Genomic DNA, 13487 nt, shown 5'->3' with positions numbered 1-13487 from the left:
TGGTAATGTATATGACCCTAGCTGCTCCGCCCCTGGCCGACACAGGAAAATTACGGTCGTTGTTCCGTCAGTTATCCGCTGCTAGCTGCCCCCGTTCCTATAACTTCCATCTCCATACCATCTGCTCCGATGGTCAACTTACCCCAGAGCAAATCATTGACCAGGCGATCGCCATTGGCTTAAAAGGCCTAGCCATTACGGATCACCATTCGGTGCGAGGTTACTTGGCCGCATCCCGTTATTTAGCCCATCTAAAGGTTCCCTGCCCGCCCACCCTCTACAGCGGTATTGAAATTACGGCCCAACTTTTAGGGGTTGAGGTGCATATTTTGGGCTACGGCTTTGAGCCAGAGCACCCTAGTCTAATCCCCTATCAACAACGGATGTCTCCCATGGGCCAGGAGGCAGAGGCATCTGCGGTGATTTCGGCCCTCCATCAAGCCCAGGGTATTGCGATTCTTGCCCATCCTGCCCGCTATAAACGGTCGGCTCCAGAACTGATTGAAGCAGCGGTTCACCGTGGCATTGATGGCGTAGAAACCTTCTACTGCTATGGAAATGCCCACCCCTGGCAACCTACCTCAGATACAACTCTCACGGTGGGGAATCTAGCCGCCATGTACCATCTCTTGCAGACCTGTGGCACAGACACCCATGGAAGTAACATTCTGGTGCGGATTTAAGTCTTATTGACTCCTGTCTACTTGAGCGATCGCCATTCGCCACTGCTGACAAAGGCGGCCCAAAAATAGGGAATTTGCCTACTATTCTCTTGCATCAATGCCAATTGCGCTTGCCGTAGCGCCTCACTGCGACCTTTGCCCGCCGCAAGATTCTGATAAAAGGCCACCATTAACTGTTGGGTGGTTGAATCGTCCACTTTCCACAGGGAACTGACTTGGGTGTGGGCACCGGCGAGGGTAAAAGCACGTCGCAAGCCGTACACACCATCTCCATTAAGAATATCTCCCCGTCCCGTATCACAGGCGGACATTACCACTAGCTCTGTCCCCTCCAAATTCAGGCTGGTGACCTCAAGGGCCGTGAGCACTCCATCATCCTCGCCACTTTGGCGTTGATTAAATCCGGCCATTGCTAAGCCAGAGCGGAGTAGGGGATTTTCACCGGCAAAGGGGACATTGACATTCAAACCGCGATTGTTTTGCAGGTCTTGGGGACTGAGGGGTGGGCTTTCCAGAAAGAAACCGTGGGTGGCCAAGTGTAAAATGTGGGGACGGTTAGCCTGTTTAATGGCCGTTTCCGTCGCATTGCTCCCCGTCAATACTTGAGCTTGGGGAAAGAGAGTCCCTAGGGTTTTGACTTCCGTCGCCGTCCCTGGTAGATCGTTAAACGTGAGATTGCGTAAATCGAGGTCGCGGGTCGCGGTTCCTCGCTGGCCGCTGGGGACTGAAGAACGATTGCCTTGGTTGAACGTAGGATTACCAACAATAAGGGGTGGGTTTGGCGATCTCCCCCGCTGCTGCAAGCGAATCAAATCCCGACCGGAAGTAAGCAAGGTAATAGTATAGGACTCAATCAGATAGCGATCTTGGCGATCCATCAGTGCCTCAAAGGGAATCGTATTCAATTGTCCATCCGGTGCCACAAGCAAGTGGGTACTCCCAGCTAAAAACGGCTCCAGCGGCCCGATCACTCGTTCATATACTGCTTTGAGGGACGGTTTAATACTGTTGGGGGTCAAACGGGGGTCTGAAACTTGCTGGCGGGCGGTGTTGATCAACCCATCAATTTCGGCAACTGTCCCCAAATCCCGCCATTGAGGCGCACCGCTGGCTTTTAGGGCATAGAGGGCGTAGCGGGGAGCTTGCCATCGATTGGTTTGGGGATTGTAGGGAACGTACTGGATAAATTCCAGTAATACAGCATTGGTGGGAATAGCCTGTTGAACAGTGGTCAGGGTAATCGGGGCGACTTCCACCCGAAAGTTAGCATTTTCCCTCACCAGTTGTCCTTCGATCTGGGCGGACCGCTGTTCAAGTTGACTAATTTGATTCACTGGAGGGGGGCGATCGCTGACAAATGTGAGACTCGCAATCTGGGTTCGCAACTCAATCAGTTTATCCAGTTGTTGTTGGCCGTTGTTGTCTAACTGATTCCTTAAACGACTTGTAGTTGCGGCTAGCACATCCAGTAACCGTCCTTTCCGCCGCAGGATTGTGGTCAAGGCCATGGTTGCTGCGGCCGACTCTTGGGGGTTGCCCTGCAAATGGAACGAAATGGCTGTATTTGTGGACTCCTGAAAGGTGCTGAGATAGTTGCGCTTATATTCTTCTGATCCCACCACCAGATTCCGTCCGAGGTTGGTTTCTTCAATATCAAGGGAACGATCCAGAAACCCAAGGGACTCCTTCAGGTTCCCTTGGGCCCAGTAGGCCTTGGCCAGATTGCCCAAACTTAAGGCCAAGTAGGGATGCTCCGCACCTAACCCACGCTGTCGAAGAGCGATACTGCGTTGATACAGCGGCAGGGCGGCATTGTAATTCCCTTGGATGCGGTACAACTCTGCCAAATTATTGAGACTGGTGGCCACATCGGGATGCTCTTGACCCAAAACACGCTCACGAGTGCTGAGACTGCGTTGATACAAGGGTAAGGCAGCGGCATAGTTACCTTGGGTGCGGTAAAGCTCGCCAAGATTATTCAGTAGGGTTGCCACGATGGGGTGATCCCCGCCGAGGGTGGTTTCGAGGATGTTCATGCTGCGTTGATAGAGCGGCAAAGCTACGGGGAGATTGCCTTGCAGATGGTACATTACGGCCAGGTTATGCACACTTAACCCCACATCAGGGTGATTCGGACTGAGGGCCTGCTCCCGAATCTGCAAACTGCGTTGATAGAGGGGCAACGCCTCGCCATAATTCCCTTGTTCGCCGTAGAGGTTGGCTAGGTTATTGAGACTGCTGGCCACATCGGGATGATTGGAGCCAAGGGCTTTTTCGCGAATCCCTAGGCTGCTCTGGTAGAGGGGAACCGCCTCACTAAAGCGTCCCAACTCTTTGTAGAGGACGGCTAAGTTATTGAGGGTAGCTGCCACCGTAGGATGCTCTGGCCCCAAGACCCGTTGGGCGATCGCCACTAACTCCTTTGAAGGGGGGACCGCGGCACCATAGTTACCCTGCTTTTGCAGTTGCTCAATGGTATTTGTCAGAGCAATGACATTGCTGCTATCCGGGCCAAAGGAGGTTTGGCGAATGACATCCAACTCATCAACTACGGTTGTGTAACTCTGTTGAAGGGTATCGAGCCGTTGCATAATGTCCCGTAACTCCTGGGACTCATTTTGAGCCATCACCCCCAGAGGCAGTGTACATAGTCCGGCTATGCTCAGAACCAGCAGCCGCAAAATATTGGATGTTACTGAGCTATCCATCATTCCACCTAACCCTGATCAAATTGTTAACGTCAGTTCTGGATAAAGTTTATATTAGGAGGCGGCAGAGCTTAATATTTGGTAATATATATTATGTCTCCTCTAGAGTATTTCCTAGAAGTGACCTTTAGCGATCGCGATGAACAGTTGTGGGATGCCCTAACCCGCACCCTCGGACTGGTGGATTGTGAGACCTTGGCCCAGGCGATCGCTCTGAAGGATTTCTTTTGTCAGCACCCCGATGTGGATGGTGTGGAGGCCTATGTCCAAACCTCGGAAAGTTCCCCCTATCTACTCCTGTCTACCTTTAGTGAGCGCACTAAATTAGCTCAGCATCAACGGGATCGATTTACCGAGGCGATCGAGATTTTGGGTGACGATAACCGCGCCATTGAGGAATGGTTATTTATGGAAACTACGGGAGATGAGTATTGACACCCCCACCGTCCTAACGCTGTCCTAACAGGGTGGGATCGGTATCCCACTGCTTTGGGGCAGTTCATTGTCTATGGAGATGGACGGATGATCTGGTATATCCCCTAGGAGTTTGGCAACAACACACCGTAATTGATCAATCATCTGCTCCGAGGCATAGTACCGATCTTTCCAATGTTGAACAGCAGTTTCCTGTTCCCGAGCCAGTTGAGCTTGGTGCAAAATTTGTTCTTGCATTTCTGCGACCTGTCGCTCTAGGGTTTGAATTCTTACCTGTTGCTGGCTAGAGCGATCCTCAATTTCCTGGGCATAATGTTGGAGTTTTGCTTGCTGGAGATGTTGGTTGGCATAGTTTGTGTCAATCTCCCGCAGCTTATTTTGAGTATTTAACAGGGTTTTACTCAGACCTTGAATCACCTTATTTTTATTCGACTCCGATCCCTGGGCTTCCTGTAGGGCATTAATCATGTCTTGATGGGTCAAAATCATGCCATTGGATCGCTGAAGTCGAACTTCTAGGTCATTCAGAGTGTGTTGCCGTTCCTCTAATTGAGATTCAAGCTGATGAATTTGGGATTGATAGAGACTATTTTGGTCGTGACTTTGACGCAACTGGGATTGCACTAATTCCAGTTCATGCTGGTATTGTCGTCCATGGATATGACTATCAACGAGTTTCTTTTCTAGGGCCTCTTGGGCCTGGGTTAGATCATCAATTTCCTGATGTAAATTTTGAATTTCCGCCTGGGCCGTGACTAAAATATTTTCTAAGGATTCACGCACAGCAGCGGTTTCACTTAATTCCTGTTGACAGGACTGCTGCTGTTCCAGTTGCTGCTTCAGGGTTAAAATTGCCTGCTGCTGAATATGGCTTGTTTCTTCGGTCTGAGCTAGTATTTCCTCCAAAAATCGTTGCTCACTCAGTTGTTGTTTTAGCTCTTGAATATAGCTCTGGCATTGATCCAAGGCCTGTTCAAGGTGAAGAATCCGTTTGTGTGAGTAGTCCTGGGACTGATCATGATCTTGAGGCGAAATATTAGTCGGCAATGGTTGATATTGATCTCCTAGGGGGGCATTGACAGGATCAGAAGACGGACTATCGGCGACTAACCAGGGAAAGGTTAATTGCTCCATTGATACCGGTGGGGAAGGCTGGGGCTTAGTCATAGAGATGAATAGCGATCGCACGACTATGATGCCCCATTTATTCCCTTTCAGCCAATCCAGAGCCGCAGGGGCATCGGTAGAACTATTCTAGACAGGCCATGGCTAAATCAGACAACACAAAATTAAGAGAAAATAGAGAACTGCTATTCTTTTGCTTCTAGGGCATCCAAATCTAAGGCCTGGGAACCACCCTTCGCCAAAATGGTGAGGAGTTTACCCAACTGGGTCCAAATTAAGACGGCGGTGGCAATGGTTAACCCTAGGGAAATGATCCCACTGGCCTGGGCTGGAAAGCCGTAGGTCCATAGGCCAGAACTGAGAAATAGCCAGATTCCTGCACAGATGCCGAGGTAGGGAATAAATAATTGGGGCCCCCGTAGCTCACTGAGAACACGGGTGGATTTTGTGCGACTCCACTCCTGCACTTTTTCCTTGAGAGTTGCTTCAAAGGCTCTGCCACAGGTGAGGCCAATAAAAAGACCTGCCAGCAATAAAACAATCGGAGGATCAAACAAACCAGCCACCAAAATTTTTTAGAGAAACTTTTAGACCCATTAATTTTTAGACAAATATGGATACCATCACGGGTCATCCCTTAACAGAAGACAATTCTAACGGGCGATAGCCACGACTTCTTCATCCTTAGCCAAGGTTTGACTAACGGAGGCCTTCAGAGCACCCCAGGCAACATCAATAAAAAAGAGGGGACGCAGATCGGACTTGATTAGGTTCCAGAGTCGCTGCACCTCTTCCGTATGTAAGCGATCATCTTCGGTTAAGGCTAACACGATTTGTCGCCGCAAAAACTGCCCTTCCTCTGAGAAAAGATACTGTAACCCCAAGGTAGCTGTGGGTGCTAAATTAAAGTGCTGATCCGTGCGGGCGATCGCAATCAAATTTTCTAGCCGTTGCCACTGAAGACGATCCTCCTTGAACAGAACATCTAATAACCGTCGCCGCAGTTGGGCCGACTCTCCCTGGAGCAGCCGCCGAGCAATGTAGGGATAGCTGACATCCACAATCCGAAAATCAGGATTGAGACAGAGGGCAATGCCTTCCTGGGTGACCAAGGAACGAATGATCAGGGCAAACTTGGCCGGCACTCGGAAGGGGTACTCGTACATTAACTCGGAGAAGCGATCGGTAACGGTCTTGAAGTTAAACTCTTGGACACTGGAGTCAAGGACTTCATCCAAAACGCATTCTAGGGCGGGCACAATCGGCATAATATCCGTATCTGGACTCAGAAAACCTAGGTGAATAAAATCTTGGGCTAGGTGAATATAGTCCTTATTGACGAGATGAACCACCGCATCCACCAGGGATTCCTTCGTATCTTCCTCTAGCTGATCCATCATGCCGAAGTCAATGTAGGCCATGCGACCATCGGCCATGGCAAACAGGTTACCGGGGTGGGGATCGGCGTGGAAAAAGCCAAATTCAAGCAACTGGCGTAGACCGGAAATGACTCCCACTCGAATCAACTGATCCGGATCCACCCCCGCCGCCACCATGCATTCGGTGCGGGTGAGCTTAATGCCCTGAATCCACTCTAGGGTCAACACCCGTTCACTGGTATAGGGCCAATAAATGGCGGGCACTTTGACGGTGGGATCCTCCCGGAAATTAGCGGCAAACTTTTCCGCATTCCGGCCTTCGTTCAAGTAGTCAATTTCTTCAAAGAGCTTGCGCCCAAATTCGTCAATGACATCCCGTAGATCGTGGCCCAGATTTAGGGGTAGCCAGGGACCCACCCAGGTAATGAGTAAGCGAATCAGGTATAAATCTCGGGTGATCACCGGCAGTAAATGGGGCCGCTGCACCTTGACAGCCACATCTTCGCCACTGTGGAGGCGGGCCCGATACACTTGCCCTAGACTGGCGGCGGCCACCGGCTGGGGTGAAAACTCGGCGTAAATATCCCCCAGGTTTTGATTTAGCTCACGCTCAATAATGGCGATCGCCAGATCATTGTCAAAGGGGGGCAATTTATCTTGAAGTAGGGTTAATTCTTCCAGGTAGTTCCGGCGGATCAGATCGGGCCGGGTGGAGAGAGCCTGACCAATTTTAATGAAGGTGGGGCCAAGGGAAATGAGCAACTGTCGTAACTGCATCGCCCTTAGGCCAATGTTCTGTTCCGTGCGTTGCGCCCAATGATCCCACTGGAGACGCAGCCAAAAGACGAGAAATAATGTGGCAATCCGTAGCATTCGTCCCAGAATCAACCAAGGACGGAAATTATAGTAGGCCGCGATCGCATCGGCATCGTAACGTCGCGGTGGCACCCTGGGGGTGGGTGGGGCATTCTCCTGGGGAGGAGGGGCGGGAACTGTAGATGTAGAAATCACAAGACGTATTTCGCCTCTAACCTTAAGACCTACGGTACACCATTGCTCTCAACCAGTCGTTTGGTAATCCCATTTACATAACATCGGTGAGACTAACCAATGTATGGATTTTTAGGGGAAGCCAGTGATCCCCGGCTGGAAATGATCCCAAATGGGCCGCTTATGCTTAAACATAGTATAGAAAACTACACAAAGCGATGGATTTTTCGAGAAATCTTAATAATTCTTAAGGATTTATAGGGGATCTACACGGGCAGAGGTGACGCTTTCAGGGCAAAAATTTTCTCCAACACATCGGCCACCACTTTGTCAGGCGTAGAGGCTCCGGAGGTGATCCCCAGGGTGAGGGGCCCCGGTGGTAGCCAATCCTCGGTGACGATTAGGGATTGGTTCAGGGGTTTATGCTCGACCTGGTTGCCAGGGCCAATGCGATCGGCACCATCAATGTGGTAGGAGGGAATCCCCCGTTCAATGGCAATTTCTTGGAGGTGAGTGGTATTGGAAGAGTTATAGCCGCCTATGACGACCATGAGGTCTAGGGCTTCATCCACCAGTTCAAACATGGCATCCTGTCGCTCTTGGGTGGCATCACAGATGGTATTAAAACTTTGGAAATGGGCGTTAATCTGATCCGGGCCATACTTGCGGATAAGGGTGCGCTCAAATAATTTGCCAATCTGTTCCGTTTCTCCCTTGAGCATGGTGGTTTGGTTAGCTACCCCAATTCGCTCTAAATCCACGTCGGGATCAAAGCCGTCGGAGTGGGCATTGGCAAATTTTGCTAAAAAGTCCTGGCGATCGCCCCCCTGGAGAATGTAATCACAGACGTATTGGGCCTGTTCCAGATTCAGGACAATCAGGTAGGTTCCGGCAAAGGAACTGGTGGCAATAGTTTCTTCGTGGTTATACTTGCCGTGAATAATGGATGTGAATTCAACCTTTTTATGTTTTTCAACGCTATGCCAGACCTTGGAGACCCAGGGGCAGGTGGTATCCACAATGGTGCAACGGCGATCGTTGAGGAGTTGCATTTCCTGGACACTGGCCCCAAAGGCCGGCAAAATCACCACATCCCCAGACTGAACCTCGGAGAAATCTTTGATGCCATTGATCACGGGAATAAATTCCACCTGCATCTGGCGCAATTGTTGATTTACGGAGGGGTTGTGGATAATTTCATTGGTAATCCAAATCCGTTCCGTGGGGAAATGCTGCCGGGTTTCGTAGGCTAGGGCCACGGCCCGCTCCACCCCCCAACAAAAACCAAAGGCCTCTGCCAGGCGAATGGTGACATCCCCCTCCTGCCAGGTGTAGCCGCGATCGCGGATCTGTTGAATCAGAGAACTTTGATACTCGCCCTGAAGCTTTTGATTGACATCTTCACTGTGGCCAAACCCTTTACGATGGTAGTTGCCGGAATCGTGTAGCGATCGCTTAAATGCTCGAGTATCCATGGTTCCTCCACCGGTCGTTGCTTGCATTCTACCCTAGATGGCTAGGGCTATAAAAAGGGTCATTTGTCTTTACCTTTACCCGTTTGCCTAACTGTCCATCAATGTAGCTGTGGCCTGTTTCCTTGAAACATTACGGATATAAGGGGTGTGGGAGCTTCGCCCCCAGCTAGGGGTTCCACCCCTGCACCCCGTCCTAAACTAGGTAACGATAGCTATAGCATCAATAACCCATCAATCCTGAGGATCCCCACCCCTATGCCAACTGCCTTGATCACCGGAGCTTCAAAGGGAATTGGAGCCGTCTATGCCCAGGTTTTAGCCGAAAAGGGATACAGCCTCGTTCTCACGGCCCGTTCCTATGACCACATGCAGACAATTGTTGCCCAATTAGGCCAAACCTACGGTGTACCCATTCGTTTTTTTAGTGAGGATTTGAGTCAACCTGGGGCCGCCCAACGCATCTACGATCAGGTTCAGTCCTGGGGGTTGAGTATTGATTTACTCATTAATAATGCCGGCTTTGGCGACTACGGCGAATTTGCCCAGCGCGGTCGCAGCAAACTTACGGCCATGATTCAGGTGAATATTTTGGCCTTGATGGAGTTGACCCATTTATTTTTGCCCCAGATGCAGCAGCGGGGCCAGGGCAGCATTATTAATCTGAGTTCCATTGGTGGCTTCCAAGCCGTTCCCTACCTGGCGGTCTATGGGGCAACCAAGGCCTTTGTCCTCCAGTTCAGCGAGGCCCTCTGGGCAGAAAATCGGCAAAAAGGGGTAACGGTCATGGCTGTATGTCCAGGGCCGACGACGACGGACTTTTTCCATGCGGCGGAAATGAAGCGGAATCCAGACCTGATGACGAGTCAAGATCATCCAGAGATTGTGGTGCGGGAAAGCCTCGCAGCCCTAGAACAAAAACGCTCCTGTGTGATCACCGGGCAGCTATCCAATCGCCTGATTGCCCTAGCAGGCCGGTTTGCCCCCCGGGAATGGTTAGTGGCCCAGCTAGAACCCCGTTTCCGTCCCCCCGCTGAGTAAAAGAAGACCAATAAAAGAGCCGGTGTTCCAGAAGCCGTGGAGGAGCATGACGGAAACTAAGTTTTGCGATCGCCAGTAGACGTAGCTCAAAATAGTTCCCAGCACTGTTAAGGGCAACACATCCGCCAAGTTTAAGTGGGCTACGGCAAAAACGACCCCGGTGAGGGCCATGGCCTGCCAAGGAACCATCACCTCTAGGAGGGATGAAAATAAAAAGCCACGAAAGAGGACTTCCTCGAAAATGGGGGCTAACACTGCCACCATCAAAAACAGTAGGGCAAAGGTCGTATAGTCCTGACTCTGGAGAATAATCTCTAGCAAGGGATTCCCGCCTCCCTGATTGGGTAAAAGTCGCTGACTGAGGAGGGATGTTGCCAACACCAAGGGGAGGGCGACAAAATAGCCCTGTATCGCCCAGAGAACTGCCTTAGACCCCCGGTGCCACCGGAGCCATTTCCAGGGGCGATCGCCAAAGGGGCGGAGGCAGATGACCAAAATACTAAAGCCAGCCACCATCATGACTAGGTAGGTAATCAGGGCATAGAGGGCTTGGCCCAGGGCCGTTGTCTGGAAAAAGGGCAGGGGAATGAGTTGCCGCACTAGGGGCATTACCACCAAACTGATGCCAAAAAAGGCCGCAAACCAGACCACCATCACTTCCCAAATCGTCAACAGGCCCCAGGGAACGGGTTCCCTCTCTGGTTCGCTGAATCGCTGTTGCAGGTGTTGATAGATCCAAAAACCCAGGAGAATCACACCCACCAATCCCCCCGCTAGGGGTAAAACCCCCACCAAGGTTAAACGGGTCAGGGCTGCATTGGCAGAATCCTGGGCCTGGCGATCGAGGCTATCCAGATCGGCGATCCGTTGTTGCAACGTATAGAGTTGGTCTAAGGCACGATAGCGGAACCATCCCCCTAGGTTCGCCTTCAGCATGGGTTCCGCCTCCGGTAGGATTTGGGGCGGCGTTTGCCACAGACCCAGCAAAATATCCGTTGTCGCCTTCAGTTGGCCCTGGCCTTGGCTGGATACCCGCTGCCAAAGGGGGATAGCCTGATCCACCTGATCTTGACTGGCGTAGAGGAGGCCCAGACGCAGATTGAGTTCTAGGAAACGGTTGGGGGGAGTGCCACTGGAATCCGCGGGTAGGGCTCCTTTGATCACTTTTTCATAGGCAGAGATCGCCGTCGCCTGGGGATTTTCCTCCAAAATAGATTGCCACACCGATTCCCCTTGGTCGAACCCATGGTGCTCCGAGGCTTGCAAAATTAGATCCGTTTGATACAGACCAATTTGGCTTTGGGTTGGTGGTTCTAGAAAACTTCCTAGGAGCGAGATGCTAATGAGGAACCCCACTAACAGGGTTAAAAAAGAAAGAACTAATTTTTTAGAGGACATACACCCATGCCAAAGCGATGAAGATTAGGGATTGCTCCGGGGGAACGTACTGGGAATGCGACGATGGAGGTCATCCACATAACCCACCGATCGCTTCAGAGCCGCTAAAGCCCGGTTATAGTTTAGGATTGCCGCCAGTAAATTGCCCTGGGCCTGGGTTAAATCCACCTCCGCATTGGTCACATCCTGTTGGGTACCCACCCCCGCCTGAAATCGCAGTCGCGCCAAACGAAGCCCTTCCGTTGCCTGGGTCACAGCCGTCCGCGCCGTTGAAATATTCGTCTGGTTCGATCGCAGATTAATGTAGGCATCCTCGACCGCTAGGCGAATCTCGTCCTTGGTATTGGCAAATTGCTCCTCGGCGATCGCCGCCGCTGCTTCCTGGCGGGCTGCACTAGCCCGGGCATTGCCCCCATCAAACAGAGCAACCTGTACTTGTATGCCAAAGGCATAGCCCACCCTTGGGTTTAAGCTATCCGCCACCTTATCTAGAACATTGGCATTGGCAAAGAAACTCAACTGCGGCAAAATTGTCGCTAGGGCAGCCCGGCGATTTTGGAGGGCAATATTCCGTTGCAGAAGTCGTTGCTCCAACTCCACCCGATTCCCAAAGGCAAGAATAATCGTGTCATCCAAAGACAGTTCCCAGGTGCCGTCCTCTCCCACCTGATCCGCCAAACTCACATCCGCCGTTTCTGAAATATTGAGGATTTGGGCTAACTGTCGCCGACTCGTCAATTGCAGATTTTCGGCCTGATTCAGATTTTGCTGGGCATTGGCCAGATTCACCTCCGCCTGGAGGACATCAAAGAGGGTTCCCAACCCGGCCCGCTCAAAGGCCACCGCATCCCGGAGACTGACTGACGCATTGGCCACCGCCGCCTCCGCAATTTGCACCTGAACCTCTGCCTGTTGGGCCAGGTAGTAGGCATTACTCACATCCAGAATAAGCTGATCCAGTTGCCGTTGCACCTCCAGTTCACTGAACCGAACCTGATCCCGGGCTGCCCGAATGGTGGCGGAGCGATTACCCGATGTAAAAATGGCGTAGTTCAGGGATAGGGCACTATTAAAGGTTGCCCCACTGGTGGCCCCAAAGACATTGGTAAAAAAGTTAGTCAAATTCAAGTTGGAAACCGGATCCAGGGTAATGGGCTGGAAGATTGGTGGCGTAGCGGCCACCGTGGCACTGGTTTGGAGTTGTTGAATTTGCTGCTGTAGTTCTAGGTTTTGTTGATCATTAAAACTGGTCAGTTGGGGCCCCTGGAAGCGTTGCTGAAGGCGATTGATCTGGGTGGTCAAAATTCGGCTGGCTTCCTGCTCCTGGCCGAGGAGTTGTTGTTGGGACTGTTGTCGCTGTTGCAGTTGGAGTTGTTGCTGCTGTTGAAGATTGAGGGGTAAATAAACGGGCTGACCTGCCGGGCTGGTATTTTGCCCCAAACTGGTTTGCAGAGACAGGGTTGGATAGAGACGACCCAAGGCTTGGCGGAGTTGGGCCTGCTGTTGCTCCAGTTGCAGTTCACTAATTCTCAGGGTCAGGTTATTTCGTACCGCCAGTTGTAGGGCTTCAACCAGGGTAATAGGCTGATTGAGATCCGTTCTGAAGTCCTCCCCCTGGGTGGGCAAACTGAGAAGATCCGGGTCGGGGTTAAGGGGAATCAGGTCTACGGCAGTGGTGGCAGGGGAAGAGGGATTGGGTGGTGCGTCAGCTTGGGCAAGATTCCCGGCGGACTGTAGGGGTTCGGTTTCGGGTAGCTCTAGATCATTGATACTTGTGATACTCGGTTTGTCTAGGGCCGGGTTGACTTGTTCTGGATGGATGGCAGGATCAACGAAATCATTGGCGACCTGCAAACTGAGGCGCACGATATCCAGAAGGGCACGGCCATCCAGGGGTTTTATGGGCTCGGGCTTGGTATGGTCGGCTGCATCCCATTGGAGGTCGGCTTCGGGTGTGGGTTGAATATCTGGGATAGACGTCCGCCGTTCTTTAGGTAACTCCCTAAATGCTAACGGGGCTGCCCAAAGAACACGCAGGGGCCAAATTCCAATTCCCATAACGGTAATCGCTAGCCAGCAAAGAGAAATATGTTTCCAGGTAAGGATGGACTGTTTGGTCATGGTTGCACCACTCAAGCGTGGAAGTGCCAACTACTCGACCCATGGCTTGCATCTCCAATAGTGGAGGCAGTGACCTGTCCCCTTAGCGATCGCATCGTTCACTCCCAACAACACACCTATTCTGCCAAACTCTAA

General features: G+C 51.6%; 10 protein-coding genes. 3 read left to right on the top strand and 7 right to left on the bottom strand.

All coding sequences use genetic code 11. The features are described 5' to 3' along the window. Window positions 1–11: 11 nt before the first annotated feature. Complete coding sequence (locus tag L3556_RS14160; protein WP_277867984.1) at window positions 12–683, top strand: PHP domain-containing protein; 672 nt, start codon at window positions 12–14, stop codon at window positions 681–683. Window positions 684–700: 17 nt separating this feature from the next. On the opposite strand, the gene L3556_RS14155 is transcribed toward L3556_RS14160, so the two are convergent. After that, complete coding sequence (locus L3556_RS14155; protein ID WP_277867983.1) at window positions 701–3394, bottom strand: CHAT domain-containing tetratricopeptide repeat protein; 2694 nt, start codon at window positions 3392–3394, stop codon at window positions 701–703. A gap of 90 nt (window positions 3395–3484) precedes the next feature. On the opposite strand from L3556_RS14155, the gene L3556_RS14150 reads away from it, so the two are divergent. Beyond that, the gene (locus L3556_RS14150) at window positions 3485–3826 is read left to right on the top strand and encodes a hypothetical protein (RefSeq protein ID WP_277867982.1); all 342 of its coding nucleotides are present in this window, start codon (window positions 3485–3487) and stop codon (window positions 3824–3826) included. A 24-nt stretch (window positions 3827–3850) separates the two neighbouring features. Here the strand turns inward: L3556_RS14150 and L3556_RS14145 are convergent, their stop codons facing one another. The 4 genes from L3556_RS14145 to L3556_RS14130 all read right to left on the bottom strand — a co-directional run bounded on the left by L3556_RS14145 (window position 3851) and on the right by L3556_RS14130 (window position 8795). Further along, window positions 3851–4993, bottom strand: a complete 1143-nt coding sequence (locus L3556_RS14145; RefSeq protein WP_277867981.1) for a coiled-coil domain-containing protein — start codon at window positions 4991–4993, stop codon at window positions 3851–3853. A gap of 143 nt (window positions 4994–5136) precedes the next feature. Beyond that, window positions 5137–5517 (bottom strand): hypothetical protein, encoded by a 381-nt coding sequence (locus L3556_RS14140; RefSeq protein WP_422110791.1) that lies wholly within the window; start codon window positions 5515–5517, stop codon window positions 5137–5139. An 87-nt stretch (window positions 5518–5604) separates the two neighbouring features. Beyond that, the gene (locus tag L3556_RS14135; RefSeq protein WP_422110790.1) at window positions 5605–7341 is read right to left on the bottom strand and encodes an ABC1 kinase family protein; all 1737 of its coding nucleotides are present in this window, start codon (window positions 7339–7341) and stop codon (window positions 5605–5607) included. Between the two features lie 245 nt (window positions 7342–7586). After that, window positions 7587–8795, bottom strand: a complete 1209-nt coding sequence (locus L3556_RS14130) for a 4-hydroxy-3-methylbut-2-enyl diphosphate reductase (RefSeq protein ID WP_277868021.1) — start codon at window positions 8793–8795, stop codon at window positions 7587–7589. Window positions 8796–9050: 255 nt separating this feature from the next. Between L3556_RS14130 and L3556_RS14125 the strand changes: the two genes are divergently transcribed. After that, on the top strand, window positions 9051–9833 hold the full coding sequence (locus L3556_RS14125) for an SDR family NAD(P)-dependent oxidoreductase (protein WP_277867979.1): 783 nt from the start codon (window positions 9051–9053) through the stop codon (window positions 9831–9833). On the opposite strand, the gene L3556_RS14120 is transcribed toward L3556_RS14125, so the two are convergent. Continuing rightward, complete coding sequence (locus L3556_RS14120) at window positions 9801–11231, bottom strand: CPBP family intramembrane glutamic endopeptidase (RefSeq protein ID WP_277867978.1); 1431 nt, start codon at window positions 11229–11231, stop codon at window positions 9801–9803. The two genes, L3556_RS14125 and L3556_RS14120, sit on opposite strands and share 33 nt — an antisense overlap. Before the next feature lie 24 nt (window positions 11232–11255). Then, window positions 11256–13382 (bottom strand): TolC family protein, encoded by a 2127-nt coding sequence (locus tag L3556_RS14115; protein WP_277867977.1) that lies wholly within the window; start codon window positions 13380–13382, stop codon window positions 11256–11258. Window positions 13383–13487: the final 105 nt, after the last annotated feature.

This window comes from Candidatus Synechococcus calcipolaris G9 (assembly GCF_029582805.1).
GTDB classification, from domain to species: Bacteria; Cyanobacteriota; Cyanobacteriia; order Thermosynechococcales; family Thermosynechococcaceae; genus Synechococcus_F; species Synechococcus_F calcipolaris.
This window is presented reverse-complemented; position numbering and strand designations above follow the sequence as displayed.